This is a genomic window from Pseudonocardia sp. ICBG1142, from assembly GCF_020496255.1.
Classification (GTDB): Bacteria; Actinomycetota; Actinomycetes; order Mycobacteriales; family Pseudonocardiaceae; genus Pseudonocardia.
Genome location: NZ_JAHLJC010000006.1, coordinates 188934 through 208208 on the forward strand (window position 1 = coordinate 188934; position 19275 = coordinate 208208).

Here is a 19275-nt window from a genome sequence, read left to right on the forward strand (position 1 = left end):
AATGCGGTCACCGGACGCAGTGAAGATCGTCCGCGTCCGATCACCGGCGGTGGACCGCCCGGCGCGGGTCGCGTCCGGTTCGGCGCGGGATCCGGACGGTCGTCGTCGAGGTCGCGGGACTGTGGTGACGCGTGTGATCCCAGGGACGTGGGGGACACCGGGTGACAGTTCCCGGCGTCCCGTCGACCGCTCGCCGAGCGAGGGCCGATCGGAGGCCGCCGTTACGACGTCCGGCGGATCCGTCGTCGACCTCGGCCCGGGGCCGCCCGCGTGCCCGGCGGGGACCGCCACACGCCGGCGGGGGTCGGTCACCTGCCGGGCGGGCGTCCCGGTCGTGCGCTTCGGCGGGGTCCGGTCGCGGGGAGCACGACCGGCGTCCCGTCGGCGGGGCGGCGGACCGGCCGGAGCCGGTCGGTGCGGACGACCCGGGCGCGATGTCCCGGGTGCGGGCCGCGAGGTCGGCAGCGGCCCGTGTGCGTGGGGTCCGGACACGGGGGTCCGGGGCGTGGAGCCGGACCGCGGGGGTCGGTCCGGCTCACGATGCCCACCCGCGCGCGGGTGGGGTGGAGCGGCCGGTTCGGGGTCGGTCGCTCGGCGGTGCGGGGTCGTGCCGTTCCGGGTGGGGACCCGGTCAGGACACCAGGCCGCGTCGGAAGCCGTGAGCCACGGCCTGCGCGCGGTCACGGACGCCGAGCTTGCGGAACAGCCGGCGTGCGTGGGTCTTCACGGTGTCCTCGGACAGGTAGAGCTCGCGGCCGATCTGGCCGTTGCTCTTGCCCTGGCTCATCCCGCGCAGCACCTGGAGCTCGCGCTCGGTGAGCTGGACCCCCGGGTCGGTGGGGACGCGCGGGGTCGGCACCGAGGTGCTGGCCAGGGTGTGTGCCAGCGCGGCGACCAGCTCGGGGCGCGAGGCGTCCCAGCGCAGGTAACCGCGCGCCCCACCGGCGATGGCGGCGGCGATGCTGCCGGCGTCGTCCGGGGCTCCGAAGACGATGACGTTGGCCTGCGGGTGGGCGGCCACCAGTCGGCGGGTGGCCTCCACCCCGGTGGGCACAGCACGCTGCGTCCCGACCAGGACGACGTCGACGGACTGGCGGGCGTAGCGGGCGAGGAGTTCGTCCCCGTGGGCGACGCAGTCGATGCGTTGGACCCCCGGGACCGCGGACATGACGCGAGTCAGTCCCTCGCGGACGCTGCGACGATCGTCGCAGATGAGTACCGTCGTCACGACGATTCCTTCCTGCAGCTTCCTGCAGCCGGGTGATTCTTCACCCTCCGAATCGGCGGGTGACACTCTCACCTTGACACGGTCGGGGCGATTTTGTGCCCTCCGTTCGGCGCGCTGATCCACGTGCCTCAGCGTCATGTGGGTGAAGCGTCGCCGAATGGAGTAGTCCATACGGTACATCGTCCGGGCCGGAGTTCGGGCACTACTCCCGCAGCAGGTCCCGCCCGCTACGGTCACTTCGCGTATAGAGGACGCTCACCGTGTGCAACACCGCATGTCGGCGACCCTCCGCATCCGCTCGGCGACTGCGCGTATCGACTGGTGACGCTCCGGCGTGTCGCGCTGCGGCGACCGGTCCGGAACCGGCGTCCGGCGTCGCCCGATCGGCCCCCGCCCGCCCGCGGTGCGGCCCGACGGGTACGGCATCCGGGCCACCCCCGGCCGGCTCCGATGCCCCGTCCGGCCCTGGCCCCGCGAGGCCGGCCCGGGCGAGCAGCGCGGGGCGGTGCAGCGGGAGCAGCCCGTGTGCGAGCGCGTCCGCGGCCACCGCGTCCAGCGCCGCGACGACGCCCGCCCGGTCCCGCCCCGCCACCCCGGCGGCGACCGCCCGGACCAGACGGCTCTTGAGCACGTGCCGTGCGGACCCGAGCGCCAGCGCCCCGGCCAGTGCCTCGTCGGCGGCGGCGAGCGCCGCGGCCGGGTCCCCCGCGACCAGCGCGGTCTCCGCCCGCACCCATCCGTACCGGACCCGGGTGCGGTGACCCTGCGGGCCGCACCACGGTCCGGCCCGGCGCAGCAGCGCGGCGGCGGTCGCGACGTCGAGGCGACCGAGCGCGTCGGCGGCGAGACCGGTCAGCGCGTCGGCGACGGCCGCGGCGCGGTCGAGGCCCCACGGCCCGGGGTCACGCGGGGTCCCCGCGTCCGGCAGCACGAGTCGCAGCGCGGCGCCGTCGAGCGCGGCCGCGGCGCGGTGCCCGCCGAGCTGCCGCAGGTGGGAGGCCCGGGTGACGGTCGCGTGTGCCCGCGGCACCACCCCGGCCGCCGGGTCACGGCGCACCCCGTCGAGCAGCGCGGCCGCGGCCGCGTAGTGCCCGGAGCCGCCCCGGGCGACCGCGGCCGCCCACCGCAGCTCCGGTGCCCCGTCCGGGCGCGCCGCCCCGGCCACCTCCCGGTCCGTCGCCGCCCCGGTGAGCAGGGCCCGGATCCCGGCCGACGACGCTCGGTCTGCACCACCCTGTCAGACGTGCACCATCGTTCACCTCGAATCAGGTTTGCGGCCGCCGTGGCCAGGGAATCTGAGCGTCGTCAGGTTCGATAGCGAAGGCAGGTGACGAACATGGCGGACATCCGGAGGCTTCCCGGCCCGGTCGCCGACATCTACGACTGGCAGATGGAGGGAGCCTGCCGGGGGATGGACAGCGCGTTCTTCTTCCACCCCGAGGGTGAGCGCGGTCCCGCCAGGGCCCGTCGCGAGACCCGAGCGAAGCAGGTCTGCTCCGAGTGCCCCGTGGTGCAGCAGTGCCGCGAGCACGCACTCAAGGTGCACGAGCCCTACGGCATCTGGGGCGGCCTGTCGGAGTCCGAGCGGGACGCGATCATCCGCGGTCCGCGCCGCACGCTCAAGGTCGCCGCCGAGGCGGCCGTCCAGCCGGTGGACGTTCCCGTCCACACCGCCTGAGAGCCCCGACCGACGGGGGCTCCCATCTCCCGACGGACGGCACATCCACTTCCTGCCCCGCAACGCACAACGGCGGGCGACCCTCGGGTCGCCCGCCGTCGTCGTGCTCGGGGTGGAGCTGAGCCAGGGCTCAGTGCCCGTGACCGTGCCCGTGGCCACCGGCCGGGGCCGGATCGGCCTCCTCCGGCTTGTCCACCACGGCGCTCTCGGTGGTCAGCACCATGCGCGCGATGGACGCGGCGTTCTCCACGGCCGACCGGGTCACCTTGACCGGGTCGATGACGCCGTCGGCGAGCAGGTCCCCGAAGGTGCGGGACGCCGAGTTGTACCCGGTCCCCCAGCCGCCCTCGGCCACCTTCGACACCACGATCGCGCCCTCGTCGCCACCGTTCTCGGCGATCCAGAACAGCGGGGCCGACAGGGCCTTGCGGACGATCGCGACACCGGTCGCGGCGTCCCCGGTCAGGCCCAGGCCGCCGTCGAGCTCGGCCGCGGCGTGCACCAGCGCCGAACCGCCGCCGGGCACGATGCCCTCCTCGACCGCCGCACGGGTCGCCGCGACGGCGTCCTCGATGCGGTGCTTGCGCTCCTTGAGCGCGGTCTCGGTGGCGGCACCGGCCTTGATGACCGCGACACCGCCGGAGAGCTTGGCCAGGCGCTCCTGGAGCTTCTCCTTGTCCCAGTCGGAGTCGGACTCCTCGATCTCGCGCTTGAGCTGCGCGACACGGCCCTCGACGTCGGCCTTGGCGCCGGCGCCCTCGACGATCGTGGTGGCGTCCTTGGTGACGACGACGCGGCGGGCGCGGCCCAGCAGCTCGAGCCCGGCCTCGTTCAGCTTCAGGCCGACCTCGGGGTTGATGACCTGACCGCCGGTGGCGACCGCGAGGTCGTCCATGAACGCCTTGCGGCGGTCACCGAAGAACGGCGACTTGACCGCGGCGACCTTGACGGTCTTGCGGATCGAGTTGACGACCAGCGTGGACAGGGCCTCGCCCTCGACGTCCTCGGCGATGATCAGCAGCGGCTTGCCCTCGCCGAGCACCTTCTCCAGCAGCGGGAGCAGGTCCTGGATGGAGCTGATCTTGTCGCGGTGCAGCAGGATGTACGGGTCGTCGAGCGCCGCCTCCATGGACTCGGAGTCGGTGACGAAGTACGGCGACAGGTAGCCCTTGTCGAACTGCAGGCCCTCGGTGATCTCCAGCTCGGTGGAGAGCGTGGAGCCCTCCTCGACGGTGATCACGCCGTCCTTGCCGACGGTGTTGATCGCCTGGGCGATCAGGTCGCCGATCTCCTGCTCGCGCGAGGCGATGGCGCCGACCTGCGCGATGTGGCTCTTGGCGTCGACCGGGGTGGCCTTGGACAGCAGCACCTCGGAGACCTTCGCCGACGCGGCGGCGATGCCCTGGCCGAGGGCGAACGGCGCGGCACCGGCGGCCACGTTGCGCAGGCCCTCCTTCACCAGGGCCTGGGCCAGCACGGTGGCGGTGGTGGTGCCGTCACCGGCGACGTCGTTGGTCTTGGTCGCGACGGTCTTCGCCAGCTGGGCGCCGAGGTTCTCGAACGGGTCCTCGAGGTCGACCTCACGGGCGATGGTCACGCCGTCGTTGGTGACGGTCGGACCGCCGAACTTCTTGTCGATGACGACGTGGCGGCCACGCGGGCCGAGCGTCACCTTGACGGCATCGGCGAGCTGGTTCACGCCACGCTCGAGCGCGCGACGGGTGTCCTCGTCGAAGCTGATCTGCTTCGCCATGTCTTGTTCTCGCTACCTCTCGGAGTTTCGCTCTGGTTCTCGGGGGAGAAACGCGACCGCCCCGGTGCGGACCACCGTGGGGTGGACCACCCGGGGCGGTACGTCAGGCGATGGCTCGCGTCAGTTGACGACGGCCAGCACGTCGCGCGCGGAGAGGATCAGGTACTCCTCGCCGTTGTACTTGACCTCGGTGCCGCCGTACTTCGAGTAGATGACGACGTCGCCGACGGCCACGTCGAGCGGGACGCGGTTGCCGTTGTCGTCCACCCGGCCCGGGCCGACGGCCAGGACCTTGCCCTCCTGGGGCTTCTCCTTGGCGGTGTCCGGGATGACGATGCCGGAGGCGGTGGTGGTCTCCGCCTCGCTGGCCTGGACGACGAGCTTGTCCTCGAGCGGCTTGATGTTCGCCACGACGATGACCTCCCCTTCCTGGGGTGAATCCGGTGTCACGGGTTCTCTAGCGGTGTCAGCAGCGCGCACGTGACGACTCCCGCCCCGCCGTCGCGGGTGTCGGGGCGGAGGTCGTCCGCCGCGCGCATTGGCACTCTATCCATGAGAGTGCCAGAAGCCGAGCGGGGGCTCAACCGCACCGTCCGGGAGTGTCCGGAGTTCCCGGTCGTCGCCCGTTGTTCACGTCCTCGTCGCCGGGCCGCCGGGTGTCACTCGATCGGGAACGTTGCACTGCACATCGTGGTCACCTCCCGCCGTTCGCTGCTGCGCGCCGGACTCACCGCCGCCGCCGTCACCGCCGCCGCACCCCTGCTGCCGGGCGCCGCCGCCGCGGCGCCCGGGCCCGCACCGGCCCGGCCGCCCGGCGACCCGTTCGGTCTCGGCGTCGCCTCCGGGGAACCCGACGCGACCTCGGTCGTGCTGTGGACCCGGCTCGCCACCGACCCCCTCGCCGACGACGGCCTGGGCGGTGTCGGGAACCGCGCCACCGACGTCGAGTGGGAGGTCGCCGACGACGAGCGCTTCACCCGCGTCGTGCGTCGCGGCCGGGTCCGCACCGGGCCGGAGGCGGGCCACAGCGTGCACGTCGAGGTGCCGGGGCTGCGACCGGGCCGCGACTACCACTACCGCTTCCGCGTGGGCCGCACCGTCTCCGACGCGGGCCGCACCCGCACCGCGCCACCGCCGGCGTCGATGACGCCGGTGCACATGGCCTTCACCTCCTGCTCCCAGTTCGAGCACGGCTGGTTCACCGCGTACCGGCGGATGGCCGAGGAGCGCCCGGACGTCCTGCTGCACCTGGGCGACTACATCTACGAGTACCCGGCGAAGGACTACGTCGCGCCCGGCGGGAACGTGCGCGACCACGCCGGCCCGGAGACGACGACGCTGGCCGGCTACCGGCAGCGCCTGGCCCAGTACCACGCCGACGCCGACCTGCAGGCCGCGCACGCGGCCGCGCCCTGGCTGGTCGTGTTCGACGACCACGAGGTCGAGAACAACTGGGCCGGCGACGTCCGGGAGCTGCCGATCGACCCGCCCGGCGACTTCACCGCCCGCAAGGCCGCCGCGTTCCGCGCGTACTGGGAGAACATGCCGCTGCGCGCCGCCCAGCGCCCCCGCGGCGCGGCCATGCGGCTGTACCGGCGCGTCGGCTACGGCGGGCTGGTCACCTTCCACATGCTCGACACCCGTCAGTACCGCGGCGACCAGCCCTGCGGCGACGAGTTCCGCAGCGACTGCGCGGAGCGGACCGATCCGGCCCGCTCGCTGCCCGGCTCGGCGCAGGAACGCTGGATCGCCGACGGCTTCGCCCGCTCCCGCGCCCGCTGGGACGTGCTCGGCCAGCAGGTGTTCTTCTCCCAGGTCGACTACACCCCGGGCGCCGGGCGCGGCTTCAACCCCGACGCGTGGGACGGCTACCCCGGCTCGCGCGACCGCGTCGTCGACTCCTGGGTCGCGGCCACGCAGCGCGGGCGGGCCCGCAACCTCGTGGTGCTCACCGGTGACGTGCACGCGCACTGGGGCGCCGACGTCAAGCGCCGCTTCGACGACCCCGCCTCGCCGGTGGTCGGCACCGAGCTGGTGTCCAGCTCGATCACCTCGGGCGGTGACGGCTCGGAGAAGCAGAACGGTTCCGACACCGTCCTCGCCGAGAACCCGCACATCCGGTTCCACAACAACCGCCGCGGCTACGTCAGCACCCGGTTCACCGCGGACCGGATGGAGGCCGAGTTCAAGGTGGTGCCGTTCGTGAAGCAGCCGGGCGCCCCGGTGCAGACGCGCGGACGGTTCGTGACCGAGGACCGGCGGCCCGGCCTGCGGCCCGTCTGAGGAGTAGGTTCGGCGACGTGGCTGACCTGGTTCTCGGCGCGAACGTGTTCGGCTGGACGGCGGACAGGGAGACCTCCTTCGCCGTCCTCGACGCCTTCGTCGCCGCCGGCGGACGGATGATCGACACCGCGGACTCCTACATGTGGCGCGCACCGGGGAACTCCGGCGGCGAGTCCGAGACGATCCTCGGCGAGTGGATGGCGGCCCGCGGCAACCGCGACGCGCTGCACCTCGCGACGAAGGTCGGCGCGTTGCCCGGCCGGGAGGGTCTGTCGCCGGAGAACATCGCGGCGGCGGCGCGGGACTCGCTGCGCCGCCTGGGCACCGACCGGATCGACCTGTACTACGCCCACCGCGACGACGAGGCGACCGCGCAGGAGGAGACCCTCGACGCGTTCGACGCACTGGTCCGCGAGGGGCTGGTCCGCGAGATCGGCGCGTCGAACTTCAGCCCGGAGCGGCTGCGGTCGGCGCTGGAGATCTCCGCGCGCGACGGGCTGACCGCGTTCAGCGCCATCCAGCCGCACTACAACCTCATGGAGCGCGACGACTTCGAGGCGGGCCTGGCCCCGCTCGCCGAGTCGGAGAAGCTGGCCGTGCACCCCTACTTCGGGCTGGCCAAGGGCTTTCTCACCGGCAAGTACCGGCCGGACTCCCCCGCGCCGGAGGGCCCGCGGGCCGAGGGCGCGGCGGCGTACCTGGACTCCCGCGGCCGCGCCGTGCTGGCCGGGCTCGACGAGATCTCCGCCGGCTACGGCGTGCCGGTCCCGGCGATCGCGCTGACCTGGCTGGCCGCACAGCCCGCGGTGACCGCGCCGATCGCGAGCGCGCGGAACCCCGAGCAGCTGGAGCAGCTGCTGCCGATGCTCACCCTGGAGCTGACCGAGGACGAGCTGCGCCTGCTGTCCTACCTGTCCGCGACGTCCTGAGCGGGCGTGCGCACGCGGTCGCGGCGCATCGTGTAGGCGTCGGCCATCGACGGCCGGTAGTAGCGCTTGCGCACCCCGACGACGGTGAACCCGGCGCTCTCGTAGAGGGCCCGGGCTGGCTCGTTGTCGGTGCGGACCTCCAGGAACACCGTGGCCGCCAGCTCGTCGGCGACGGCGAGCAGCCCGTTCAGCAGGGCACGGCCGATCCCGTGGCCCTGCCAGGCCGGGTCGACGCCGATGGTGTGCACCTCCGCCTCGGCCATCGGCGGCCCGGCGACGACGGCGAGCCCGGCGTAGCCGACCAGCTCGTCCCCGGCCCGGGCGGCGAGGTAGAGCTGCCCGGAGGTCACGGCGTCGCGGAAGGCCTGCGCGCTCCACGGGTCGTCCCCGGGGAACAGGATCTGCTCCAGCTCCGCGCAGCGCCGGGCGTCGGACCGGTACAGCGGGCCCAGCGCGACGGTGGCGTTCATGCGGTGACGCGCTTGCGCCCGGTCGGTTCGACGGCGTCCGGGCGGCGCAGGTAGAGGGGCTCGACCGGGGCGGGGGCCCGGCCGGCGAGCAGGTCCGCCGCGGCGACGCCGACCAGCCCGTCGACGGTCGGGGCGCCGGGGCCGCCGATGTCGCGGCCGAGCCGGTCGGCGAACGCCGGATCGCCGATCACGGTGCCGATCGCCAGCTCGTCCAGGCGCGCGGCCAGCGCCTCCGGGGCCTCGACCGCGGGACCGGACAGCCTGCGGACCGAGTGGGAGTCGGCGGGGTCGGAGCCGTCGTAGGCGGCCCAGTACACCTCCCGGCGCCGGGCGTCGGTGACGACCAGGAGGTTCCCGCCGGTGTGCAGTCCCCAGGCGAGCGCGTCGTGGGTGACGACGCCGTGCACGGGCACGTCGAGGGCGTGGCCGAGCGCGGCGGCCGAGGCGATCCCGACCCGCAGCCCGGTGAACGGGCCCGGGCCGACGCCGACGACCACGGCCCCGACCTCGGCGAGCGCACGGCCCGCCTCGGCGCACAGCGCCCGGACCGCGGGCATCAGCAGCTCGCCGTGCCGGCGGCCGTCGTGCGCGCGGGCGGCGACGGTCACCGGCGCGCCGTCGGGGCGGAGGTCGACGAGACCGGCGGTGACGACGGTCGTCGCGGTGTCGAGGGCCAGTACCAGCACGTCCGCGAGCCTACGGACGCGCGGTACGGCGCAGCGTCGCGACCCGGGTGTCGTCGTCGCGGCGCTCCAGGGCGATCGTCACCGCGGACCCGGCGAGCCGCTCCGCGACCCCGACGCCCCACTCGACGGCGACGACCGCGCGGTCCAGCTCGGTGTCGAGGTCGAGGTCGTCCAGCTCGGCCGCCACGTCCACGTCCCCGTCGGGACCGCCCAGCCGGTAGGCGTCGACGTGCACCAGGGCCGGGCCGTCGCCCGCGGAGGGGTGCTCGCGAGCGATCACGAACGTCGGCGAGGCCACCGTGCCGGTCACCCCGAGCCCGCGGGCCAGGCCGCGGACCAGGGCGGTCTTGCCCGCACCGAGTGGACCGGCCAGGAGCACCACGTCGCCGGCGACCAGCTCGCGGCCGACCGTCTCGCCGAAGGACTCGGTGTCGGCGACGGTCGGCAGCTCCGCGACGACGGCGTCCGCCCCGGGAGCGGGGATCACGGCCGGTCCTTCTTCCGGGACCGCCCGGCCCTGGCCGGGACGCGGCTGCCCCGGCGGACCCGGCCCGCGCTGCGCAGCAGCCCCTGCAGGGCGCCGCCGCCCGCCGCGGCCTGGTCGTCCTCGCTCGCGTCGGTGACCTGCGGCGGCCGCTTGGCCCGCAGTTCGCCGCCCGCGGTGCGCTCGGTGGTGCGGGCGATCAGCCCGTCCAGCTCGGCGTCGACGACCTCGGGCTGCTCCAGCATCGGCATGTGCCCGACCCCGGGCAGCCGCACCAGCCGTGCGGTCGGGATCGCCTCGGCGATGACCTCGCTGTGCCGCCACGGGATGATCCGGTCGCCGTCGCCCGCCAGGACGAGCACCTCGCAGCCGGACAGGCCGGGCAGCGCCGCGAGCCGGTCGTGGGTGCCGAGGGTGTCGACGAAGTCGGTGAGCGCGCCGACGGCGTTCGAGTCGATCATCGTGTCGACGAGGTCGACCATCCGCGGGTCGACCTGGCGGTCGCCGTAGGCGAAGCGCTTGGTGAACATCCAGATGATGTCGCCCAGCGCGCGCCGGCCCGTCTCGACCAGGCCGGGCTGCCACGCGGCGAGCCCACCGAGGGTCCGGATGATCGGGTTGCGCCGGGACAGGAACGTCCCCGGCAGCCCCGAGGACGCCATCTCCCCCGCCGAGGTCGACACCAGCGCCACCCCGGCGACGCGCTCGTGGAACAGCTCCGGGTGCTGCTCGGCCAGCGCCATCACGGTCATGCCGCCCATCGAGTGCGACACCAGCACCAGTGGCCCCTCGGGGGCCAGCGAGCGGATCACGGCGTCGAGGTCGCGGCCGAGCTGGTCGATCGTGCAGGAGTCCGCGGGCGCCCGCTCGGAGCGGCCGTGGCTGCGCTGGTCGTAGAGCACCATCCGCACCGACGGGGCGGTCAGCCCGGCCAGGTGCGGCCGCTGCTCCTGCCAGGTGCGCCGGTCGAGGGCGAACCCGTGCACGAGCACGACGGTCAGCGCGGGCTCCGAGCCGTCGGCCGGCGCGACCACCTCGCAGGCGATGCGGATGCCGTCGTCGGCCATCACCGACATCTCCTCGCCGACGGTGCCCGGCGGCGTCTCGGCGTGCGCGGACATCTCGGTGGCCAGGCTGCGGCGGGTGGCGGCGATCTTGCGTCGCTGCGCGGCGACACCGACCCCGGCCGCGGCGCCCGCCGCGCCGACCACACCGCCCGCGATCCCGGCGACGGTCCATCCCCTGCGGCTCATGCGACTCCCCCGCGCCCGTCGGTCACCGTGCGGCGGACCCGCCCCCGGACGCCCGTGACGATCTCGTAGTGGATGGTGCCCAGCTCGTCGGCCCACTCGCGGGCGGTCGGGCCGCCCGCGGTGCCGGTGCCGAACAGCTCGACCGGGTCGCCGATCGCGACCGGCAGCGTCCCCGGCCGGCCGCAGTCGACGACGAACTGGTCCATGCAGACCCGCCCGGCGACCGGCCGGACGGTGCCGCCGATGCGCACGCGCATCCGACCGCCGTCGTTGAGGCGGCGCGGGACGCCGTCGGCGTAGCCCAGCGGCACCAGCGCCAGCGTGCGGGGCTCGCGGGCGACCCACTCGTGGCCGTAGGACACGCCCTCGCCCGGCTCGACGGTCTTGGTGAGCGCGACCCGGCCGCGCAGCGTCATCGCCGGGCGCAGCGGGCTATCGGCGGGGTCGGCGATCGGGTCGAGGCCGTAGACGGCGATCCCCGGCCGGACGACGTCGAGGTGCAGGTCGGGGCGGGTCATCAGGCCCGCGGAGTTGCACAGGTGCAGCTGCGGTGCGAACCCGCGGTCCCGGGCGAGCGCGGCGGCGGCGTGCAGCCGCGCGGCCTGGCTGTCGACGGCGGGCTGGCCCGGCTCGTCGGCGGCGGCGAGGTGCGACCAGACGGCCGCGACCTCGCAGGTGCCGTCGGCGACCCCGGCAGCGACGGCGTCGAGCAGGGCGGGCCACTCGCCGGGCGGGCAGCCGTTGCGCGACAGCCCGGTGTCGGCCTTGAGGTGCAGCCGGACCCTGCGGCCCGCGGCGCGGGCACCGGCCAGCACCGCGGCGAGGTGCTCACGGCCGGACACCGACAGCTCCACCCCGGCGGCGACGGCGGCGGCGAAGTTCTCGTCGGGCAGGTGCAGCCAGGACAGCAGCGGCGCCTCGACGCCATCGGCACGCAGCGCGAGCGCCTCGTCCAGGGTGGCGACGCCGAGCCGGGTCGCCCCTGCCGAGAGCGCCGCCCGGGCGACGGCGGCGGCGCCGTGGCCGTAGCCGTCGGCCTTGACCACGACCATCGTCTCGGCGCCCGAGGCGAGACCGGACAGGTACCGGGTGTTGTGCCGGACGGCGTCGAGGTCGACCACCGCCTCGGCCGCCGGTGCGCCGGGGACGCGACCGTGGCCGGGCCCGTACGTGCGTCCGGGTCCCGGGCCGGGAGCGTGGTCGGTCGTGGGTGACACGGCCCCGATCATCGCATCCCGGCCCGACGGGGCCCGGTCCTGCGCCCGGCTCAGTCGTTCCCGGCCTCCATCGCCGCCCGGTCGAGGGACTCCTCCGCCTGCTCGGCGTCGGGGTCCGACGGCGTCGCGGTGATCTCCGCCGCACGCCCGGCCTCGACCTCGCCGACGAAGGTGCCGAACTCGCCGCCGAGCATCCCGGTGGCCGAGTACTGCTCCAGCTTGGCGCGCGAGTCGGCCAGGTCCAGGTTGCGCAGGGTGAGCTGGCCGATACGGTCGCCCGGGGTGAACGGGGCGTCCTCGACACGCTCCATCGACAGCCGGTCCTCGGCGTAGGCCAGGGCGGGGCCGCGGGTGTCGAGCACCGACCAGTCGTTGCCGCGGCGCAGCCGCAGGGTGACCGAGCCGGTCACAGCGTTGCCGACCCAGCGGGTCAGGGACTCGCGCAGCATCAGCGACTGCGGCTCCAGCCAGCGGCCCTCGTAGAGCAGCCGGCCCAGGCGACGGCCCTGCTCCTCGTAGGCCGACAGCGAGTCGTGGTTGTGGATCGCGGAGACCAGGCGCTCGTAGGTGACGAACAGCAGCGCCATCGCCGGAGCCTCGTAGATGCCCCGGCTCTTGGCCTCGATGATCCGGTTCTCGATCTGGTCGGTCATGCCCAGGCCGTGCCGGCCACCGATCCGGTTGGCCTCGGCGACCAGCGCGACCGGGTCGTCGTAGCGGACACCGTTGATCGCGACGGGGCGCCCGGACTCCCACTCGACGGTGACGTCCTCGGTCTCGACCGTGACGGCCGGGTCCCAGAACCGGACGCCCATGATCGGCTCGACGATCTCGATCGAGGTGTCGAGGTGCTCGAGCTTCTTGGCCTCGTGGGTGGCGCCCCAGATGTTGGCGTCGGTCGAGTACGCCTTCTCCGCGGAGTCCCGGTAGGGCAGCTCGCGCTCGCCGAGCCAGGCGCTCATCTCCGCGCGGCCACCGAGCTGGTCGACGAACGCCTCGTCCAGCCACGGCTTGTAGATCCGCAGGGCCGGGTTGGCGAGCAGGCCGTAGCGGTAGAACCGCTCGATGTCGTTGCCCTTGAAGGTCGAGCCGTCGCCCCAGATGGAGACGCCGTCGTCGGCCATGGCGCGGACCAGCAGCGTGCCGGTGACGGCGCGGCCGATCGGGGTGGTGTTGAAGTAGGGCATCCCGCCGGCGCGGATGTGGAAGGCACCGCAGGCGATCGCGGCGATGCCCTCGTCGACCAGCGCACGGCGGCAGTCGACGACGCGGGCGGCCTCGGCGCCGTACTCCAGCGCGCGCTCGCGGACGGCGACGAGGTCGGGCTCGTCGGGCTGTCCGAGGTCGGCGGTGTAGGCGTAGGGGACCGCGCCGTTCTCGCGCATCCAGGCGACCGCGACGGAGGTGTCGAGGCCACCGGAGAAGGCGATGCCGACGCGCTCGCCGACGGGGAGGCTGGTCAGGATCTTCGGCACGCGCGGAACGCTAACAACCCGCTCCCGGCGCAGGTCCGCCGGTGTGCCGCTTCAGTACGGGCCTGCGGCCGCCCGCACCGCCCGCAGCGCGACCGGGATCGCCGCCTGCATCGCCGACGCCGGAGCCGGGACCGGCGGCAGGCTGTGCTCGCGGGCGGCCGCCGTCGCGGCGCGGGCGTGCACCAGCGTCGCGCAGCCCGCCGCCCACCACGGGTCGAGCCCGGCGGCGAGCAACGCGCCGATCATGCCGGTGAGCACGTCGCCGGAGCCCGCGGTCGCGGCCCAAGAGTCCGCGGCGGGGTCGACCAGCACCCGTCCGTCCGGTGCGGCGACGACGGTCGCGTTCCCCTTCAGCAGCACCGTCACCCCGAGGTCGGCGGCGGCGCGGCGGGCGGCGCCGATCCGGTCGGGCCCGACCTCACCCGCGATCCGGGCGAACTCCCCCGCGTGCGGGGTGAGCACGACGGGCTCGCCGTGGATCCGCTCCCGCAGGTGCGCGTGCTGTGCGAGCAGGGTGATCGCGTCGGCGTCGAGGCAGAGCGGCACCTCGCGGCCGAGTGCCTCCTCCAGCACGGCCAGGCCCTGCCCGCCGGTGCCGAGCCCCGGCCCGACCGCCCAGGCCTGGGTGCGTCCGGCGTCGGTGATGTCCCCGGTGGCGACGATCTCCGGCCAGTGCCTGCGGACCTCGTCGGCGGCGGACCCGGCGAAGCGCACCATCCCGGAGGTGGCCAGGGCCGCGGCGCCCGCGGCGAGGACGGCGGCGCCGGGGTAGGTGGCCGAGCCGGCGGCGATCCCGACGACGCCCTGGCTGTACTTGTCGTCGTCGGGGCCGGGCACCGGCCAGCGGGCGCCGACGTCGCCGTCGGACAGCACCCACGCGTGCGGCTCGGTCCCCTCCAGGAACGGCCCGAGCCCGAAGTCCACCAGCCGCACCGGCCCGCACAGCGGGGCGGCGAGGGCGTGCACCGGCTTGCGGCAGCCGAAGGTGACCGTCAGCGCGGCACGGACGTGCGGCCCGTCGGTCGCCCCGGTGTCGCAGTCGACCCCCGAGGGCAGGTCGCAGGCCACGATCGGTACGCCGGCCCCGTCGGCGGCGGCGACCAGGTCCGGGGCCGGGTCGCGCAGCGCACCGCGCCCGGAGATCCCGACGATCCCGTCGACGACGACGTCCGCCCCCGCGACCAGCGCCCGGGCCGTGTCGAGGGCACCGGCCGCGGCGGGGCCGGGATCGGAGACCGGCGGGGTGTGCAGGGCCAGCACCCGCCCGCGCGCGGCACGCAGCGCGGCGAGCCCGGCCGGGTGCGCGCGGTCCGGCGCCAGCAGCACCGCGGTGACGTGCGCGCCCCGGCGGCGCAGCTCGGCGCCGGCCCACAGCGCGTCGCCGCCGTTGTCACCCGCCCCGACCAGCAGCACCACCCGGCGGCCGTAGGTCGCGCCGAGGAACGCGCGCACGTGGTGCGCGAGCCCCGCCGCGGCCCGGCGCATCAGCACCCCGTCGCCGACGGTGCGCATCATGGCCGCCTCGGCCGCCCGTACCTGGTCCGCGGTGTGGAGCCCGTGCATGGCCGCGAGGCTAGCCCCGGGCGGCCGGGTTCGGCGGTCGTGGAGCGGGGCGCCCGCTCACTCGACGGTGACCGACTTCGCCAGGTTGCGGGGCTTGTCGACGTCGTAGCCGCGGGCGCGGGCGATCTCGGCCGCGATCACCTGCAGCGGGATCGTCGCGACCAGCGGCTGCAGCAGCGTCGGCACCGCGGGGAGCTCGAAGAGGTGGTCGGCGAACGGGCGCACCGTCTCGTCGCCGGTCTCGGCGAGGACGACGGTGCGCGCCCCGCGCGCCTTGATCTCCTGGATGTTGGACAGCAGCTTGGAGTGCAGCACCGCGCGCCCCTTCGGCGACGGCATCACCACGACCACCGGCAGCCCGTCCTCGATCAGCGCGATCGGACCGTGCTTGAGCTCGCCGGCGGCGAACGCCTCGGCGTGCATGTAGGCGAGCTCCTTGAGCTTGAGCGCGCCCTCCAGCGCCACCGGGTAGCCGACGTGCCGACCCAGGAACAGCACCGCCTTCGACGGCGCCAGCTCCTGCCCGAGCGCACGGGCCTCGCCGAGGGACTCCAGCACCTGGGCGACGGCCGCCGGGATGGCCTCCAGCTCCTCGAACTCGCGGACCACCTCGTCCGGGTACTTGGTGCCGCGCGCCTGCGCCAGGGCCAGGCCGACCAGGTAGTTCGCCGCGACCTGGGCGGTGAACGTCTTCGTCGCGGCGACGCCGATCTCCGGGCCCGCGTGGGTGTAGATCACCGCGTCGGACTCGCGCGGGATCTGTGCCCCGTTGGTGTTGCAGATGGCCAGCACCCTGGCCTTCTGCTCCTTGGCGTGGCGCAGCGCCTCCAGGGTGTCCGCGGTCTCACCGGACTGGGAGATCGCGACGACCAGCGTCGAGCGGTCCAGCACCGGGTCGCGGTAGCGGAACTCGCTGGCCAGCTCGATCTCGACCGGGATCCGGGTCCAGTGCTCGATCGCGTACTTCGCGAGCAGACCGGAGTGGTAGGCGGTGCCGCAGGCGACGACGAAGACCTTGTCGACGTCGCGCAGCTCCTGGTCGGTGAGCCGCTGCTCGTCGAGCACGATGCGCCCGTCGACCAGGTGGCCGCGCAGGGTGTCGGCGATCGCGGTCGGCTGCTCCTCGATCTCCTTGAGCATGAAGTAGTCGTGGCCGCCCTTCTCGGCGGCGGCGAGGTCCCAGGTCACCTCGAACGGGTTGACCGCCACGGGCTCCCCGATGAAGTCGGTGACCTCGTAGCCGTCCCGGGTGATCGTGACGACCTGGTCCTGGCCGAGCTCGACCGCGGAGCGGGTGAACTCGATGAACGCCGCGACGTCGGAGGCCAGGAACGTCTCGCCGTCGCCGATGCCGAGCACCAGCGGGGAGTTGCGGCGGGCGGCGACGATCCGGTCCGGCTCGTCGGCGTGGGTCACGACGAGGGTGAACGCACCCTCCAGCCGCCGGGCGACGGCGCGCACCGAGGCCGGGAGGTCCCCGGCGGTGTCACCGTGGGCGTAGGCGAGCGCGACCAGGTGCGCGGCGGTCTCGGTGTCGGTGTCGGACTCCGCCCAGATGTCCTGCGCCTCCAGCTCGGCCCGCAGCTCCAGGAAGTTCTCGATGATGCCGTTGTGGACGACCGCGAGCCGGCCGTCGCTGCTGCGGTGCGGGTGGGCGTTGCGGTCGGTGGGCGGGCCGTGCGTCGCCCACCGCGTGTGCCCGATGCCCGAGGTCCCGGTGAACCGGTCCCGCCCGATCTCGTCGAGGCGTGCCTCCAGGTTGGCCAGGGCGCCCGCCTTGCGCTCGACCAGCAGCTCACCGCCGTCCGGCAGCGCGACGCCGGCGGAGTCGTAACCGCGGTACTCCAGTCGTCGCAGGCCGCCGAGGACGACGCCGAGTGCGGACCGATGACCGACGTAACCGACGATGCCACACATAAGGCTGAGCGTATCGACGCCCGGTTGCCGATCTTCGGGCGACGGGTGCGACCGGCGCCACGCCGGGCGCCCGTGCGAGGCGGGCACGCGGTGACCTGCACCGGTACGGTGCCGTCCGTGGCCCGGACCAGCGTGACCCGCCCCCCGTCGACGAAGGGGGCCAAGGACGCCCTCGGTGTGCTGTCACGTCCGGGGCCGAACCCGGTGAAGTACGGCGACCTGGGGCTCATCGGCCTGCCGGGCATCGTCTACACCCCCGCGGAGGGCTACCAGCTGCCCGCCGTGGTCGTCGGGCACGCGTGGCTGCAGCCCGCGCACCGCTACCACGAGCTGCTGCGACACCTCGCGACCTGGGGTTTCGTCGCCGCCGCGCCGAACACCCAGCGCGGCCCGGTCCCGAGCATCGCCCAGTTCGCCTCGGACCTGAACACCGTCCTGGACGTGTGCGTCGGCGTCCGGCTCGGCGACGGCCACGTCAGCGTCGACGCCCGCAAGACCGCCCTGGTCGGGCACGGCACCGGGGGCGGCGCGGCCGTCCTCGCCGCGGCCCGGCGCGAGCGCCTCGGCGCGCTGGTGACCCTCGCCGCGTCGGAGGTGAAGCCGTCCGCGATCGAGGCGGCCGCCGCGGTGACCGTCCCGACGCTGCACCTCGCCGCCGCGGTCGACTCGCTGGCCCCGATGGAGGGACACGCGCAGCGGATCGCCACCGCCCAGCACGAGGCCGGCACCGACGTGACGCTGCGCGAGATCGAGAAGGCCGGGCACCTCGGGTTCTGCGAGGGCAGGCACTGGACGAGCTTCCTGCTGCAGAACCGCCCGCAGCACCGGACCCGGAAGATCACCCGGGCGCTGATGACCGCGTTCCTCATGCAGGAGCTGCAGAACGAGAAGCGGGTGTCCTCCCTGACCTCGGGGAACGTGCCCGGGGCCCCGCTGGTGGACCTCACCTCGCAGCCCGACGACGAGCAGGACCAGCAGCCGACCGGGCTCCTCGGCATCGGCCGCTGACCCCTCCGCCCCGCGCCCGCACAGGTCCGCCGACACAGGGATCCGCCGCCCGCGCGCTGATCCGCCGCCCGCGCGGTGATCCGCCGCCCGCGCGGTGATCCGCACCTCGCGCGGTGATCCGCCGCCCGCGCGGAGATCCGCACCTCGCGCGGTGATCCGTCGCCCGCGCGCGTCCGGACGCGCGCGGGGCGCGGATCAGCGCGCGGACACGTCCCGGCGGTGGCTCAGGGCGCCAGCCAGACCTTCCGGTCGGCGGTGGCGACGGCGTCGAACGCGGCGGCGGCCCGGTCCGGCGCGAACGGCTCGGGCTCCATGAGCCCCACCAGGGCGTCGGCGACGGCGGGCAGGTCCGCGAGCGCACCGGCGAAGTCGCCGGGGTGGTCGTAGATCAGCGACCCGGTGACGGTCACCTGCCGCTGCACCAGGTCGTGGGTGTTCACCGGTGACTCGCCGTCGTGCTGCCCGATGAGCAGCAACGTCCCGGCCCGGTCGACCGCGGCGACGGCCGTCGGCCAGGCGGCGGGGGCGCCGGAGGTCTCGAACACCGTCCCGAACACCTCGCCGGGGACGAGCTCCTCGGCGCCGAGATCCACCGCGCGCCGTCGGCGCCCGTCGTGCGGCTCGGCGACGACCGGGACGTGCCCGGCCGCGAGCAGGGTCAGGCACAGCAGGGTGCCCTGGCTGCCCGCCCCGACGACCAGGCAGCGCGATCCCGGTTCCGGGGCGGCCCGGCGGAGCGCGGCCCGGGTCACCACCCACGGCTCCACGCAGGCGACGACCCGTTCGGCCGTCGCCGGGTCGAGCCCGGCCGGCAGGGCGTGGGCGTACCCGGCCGGGACGGCGACGAGTCCGGCGAGCAGGCCCGGCGCGTTCACCCCGAGGCTGCGCCGGTCCGGGCAGGCCGACGTGCGGCCCGCGACGCAGAACCGGCAGCGGCCGCAGGCGAGGTTCGGCTCGACCACGACGACCTCGCCGACCCGGCCCGGGTCGACGCCCGCGCCGACGGCGACCACCCGTCCGCCGCCCTCGTGCCCGACCGTCCACGGCAGCTCCGGGACCGGCCGGGCGCCGCTGCGGACGGCCAGGTCGGTGCCGCACAGCCCGACCGCCGTGACCCGCACGAGGACCTCGCCCGGCCCGGGCTCCGGCGCCGCGACCGGAACGACGTCGAGACGGCCGGGAGCGGTGTCGAGGCCACCGGAGCCGGTATCGGTACGGCCGGTGTCGACGCGGCCGGTGTCGGTGCGGGCGAGGCCGGTGAGCCGCACGGCCACGGTGGTGGCGGGGGCGGCGGAGGTGGTCGACATGAGAGGTCTCCCGGGTCGTCGGGT

General features: G+C 75.0%; 17 protein-coding genes. 4 read left to right on the forward strand and 13 right to left on the reverse strand.

From position 1 onward, the window contains the following. Nucleotides 1-631 precede the first annotated feature (631 nt). Together KPL59_RS10090 and KPL59_RS10095 are read right to left on the reverse strand one after the other, a co-directional pair. The gene (locus KPL59_RS10090) at nucleotides 632-1228 is read right to left on the reverse strand and encodes a response regulator transcription factor (protein WP_010225624.1); all 597 of its coding nucleotides are present in this window, start codon (nucleotides 1226-1228) and stop codon (nucleotides 632-634) included. Nucleotides 1229-1430: 202 nt separating this feature from the next. Beyond that, entirely contained in the window at nucleotides 1431-2393 is a 963-nt protein-coding gene (locus KPL59_RS10095; protein WP_226360651.1) for a hypothetical protein, read from the reverse strand. Between the two features lie 171 nt (nucleotides 2394-2564). Here KPL59_RS10095 and KPL59_RS10100 point away from each other — a divergent pair, with 171 nt between their 5' ends. Then, nucleotides 2565-2906 (forward strand): WhiB family transcriptional regulator, encoded by a 342-nt coding sequence (locus tag KPL59_RS10100; protein WP_226351355.1) that lies wholly within the window; start codon nucleotides 2565-2567, stop codon nucleotides 2904-2906. 130 nt (nucleotides 2907-3036) lie between these two features. Here KPL59_RS10100 and groL read toward each other — a convergent pair whose 3' ends face one another. After that, complete coding sequence (gene groL, locus KPL59_RS10105; protein WP_020623961.1) at nucleotides 3037-4659, reverse strand: chaperonin GroEL; 1623 nt, start codon at nucleotides 4657-4659, stop codon at nucleotides 3037-3039. A gap of 120 nt (nucleotides 4660-4779) precedes the next feature. After that, nucleotides 4780-5070 carry a co-chaperone GroES gene (gene groES, locus KPL59_RS10110; protein WP_020623960.1) on the reverse strand — a complete coding sequence of 97 codons (291 nt, stop codon included), beginning with the start codon at nucleotides 5068-5070 and terminating at the stop codon, nucleotides 4780-4782. A 279-nt stretch (nucleotides 5071-5349) separates the two neighbouring features. Here groES and KPL59_RS10115 point away from each other — a divergent pair, with 279 nt between their 5' ends. Next, the gene (locus tag KPL59_RS10115; RefSeq protein WP_226360652.1) at nucleotides 5350-6942 is read left to right on the forward strand and encodes an alkaline phosphatase; all 1593 of its coding nucleotides are present in this window, start codon (nucleotides 5350-5352) and stop codon (nucleotides 6940-6942) included. A 17-nt stretch (nucleotides 6943-6959) separates the two neighbouring features. Beyond that, entirely contained in the window at nucleotides 6960-7871 is a 912-nt protein-coding gene (locus KPL59_RS10120) for an aldo/keto reductase (protein ID WP_226360653.1), read from the forward strand. On the opposite strand, the gene rimI is transcribed toward KPL59_RS10120, so the two are convergent. The 8 genes from rimI to glmS form a co-directional block, all read right to left on the reverse strand. Continuing rightward, nucleotides 7850-8341 (reverse strand): ribosomal protein S18-alanine N-acetyltransferase, encoded by a 492-nt coding sequence (gene rimI, locus KPL59_RS10125; RefSeq protein WP_149663776.1) that lies wholly within the window; start codon nucleotides 8339-8341, stop codon nucleotides 7850-7852. The genes KPL59_RS10120 and rimI overlap by 22 nt on opposite strands. Beyond that, the gene (gene tsaB, locus KPL59_RS10130) at nucleotides 8338-9027 is read right to left on the reverse strand and encodes a tRNA (adenosine(37)-N6)-threonylcarbamoyltransferase complex dimerization subunit type 1 TsaB (RefSeq protein ID WP_226351351.1); all 690 of its coding nucleotides are present in this window, start codon (nucleotides 9025-9027) and stop codon (nucleotides 8338-8340) included. The genes rimI and tsaB overlap by 4 nt, the downstream gene beginning before the upstream one ends. A gap of 10 nt (nucleotides 9028-9037) precedes the next feature. Then, nucleotides 9038-9514, reverse strand: coding sequence for a tRNA (adenosine(37)-N6)-threonylcarbamoyltransferase complex ATPase subunit type 1 TsaE (tsaE, locus tag KPL59_RS10135; protein ID WP_075310190.1), 477 nt, complete (start codon nucleotides 9512-9514; stop codon nucleotides 9038-9040). Beyond that, nucleotides 9511-10764 (reverse strand): alpha/beta fold hydrolase, encoded by a 1254-nt coding sequence (locus tag KPL59_RS10140; RefSeq protein ID WP_226360654.1) that lies wholly within the window; start codon nucleotides 10762-10764, stop codon nucleotides 9511-9513. The genes tsaE and KPL59_RS10140 overlap by 4 nt, the downstream gene beginning before the upstream one ends. Continuing rightward, nucleotides 10761-11885: an alanine racemase gene (alr, locus tag KPL59_RS10145; RefSeq protein WP_226360668.1), complete on the reverse strand. Its 1125-nt coding sequence runs from the start codon at nucleotides 11883-11885 to the stop codon at nucleotides 10761-10763. Before alr ends, KPL59_RS10140 begins: the two co-directional genes overlap by 4 nt. A 146-nt stretch (nucleotides 11886-12031) precedes the next feature. Then, nucleotides 12032-13456, reverse strand: coding sequence for an argininosuccinate synthase (argG, locus tag KPL59_RS10150; protein ID WP_075310186.1), 1425 nt, complete (start codon nucleotides 13454-13456; stop codon nucleotides 12032-12034). Between the two features lie 51 nt (nucleotides 13457-13507). Continuing rightward, the gene (locus KPL59_RS10155) at nucleotides 13508-15019 is read right to left on the reverse strand and encodes an NAD(P)H-hydrate dehydratase (protein ID WP_226360655.1); all 1512 of its coding nucleotides are present in this window, start codon (nucleotides 15017-15019) and stop codon (nucleotides 13508-13510) included. A 57-nt stretch (nucleotides 15020-15076) separates the two neighbouring features. Beyond that, nucleotides 15077-16936, reverse strand: a complete 1860-nt coding sequence (gene glmS, locus KPL59_RS10160) for a glutamine--fructose-6-phosphate transaminase (isomerizing) (RefSeq protein ID WP_226351350.1) — start codon at nucleotides 16934-16936, stop codon at nucleotides 15077-15079. Nucleotides 16937-17053: 117 nt separating this feature from the next. Here glmS and KPL59_RS10165 point away from each other — a divergent pair, with 117 nt between their 5' ends. Further along, nucleotides 17054-17944 (forward strand): dienelactone hydrolase family protein, encoded by an 891-nt coding sequence (locus tag KPL59_RS10165; protein WP_226351349.1) that lies wholly within the window; start codon nucleotides 17054-17056, stop codon nucleotides 17942-17944. 224 nt (nucleotides 17945-18168) lie between these two features. On the opposite strand, the gene KPL59_RS10170 is transcribed toward KPL59_RS10165, so the two are convergent. Beyond that, nucleotides 18169-19251: a zinc-binding dehydrogenase gene (locus KPL59_RS10170; protein ID WP_226360656.1), complete on the reverse strand. Its 1083-nt coding sequence runs from the start codon at nucleotides 19249-19251 to the stop codon at nucleotides 18169-18171. Nucleotides 19252-19275: the final 24 nt, after the last annotated feature.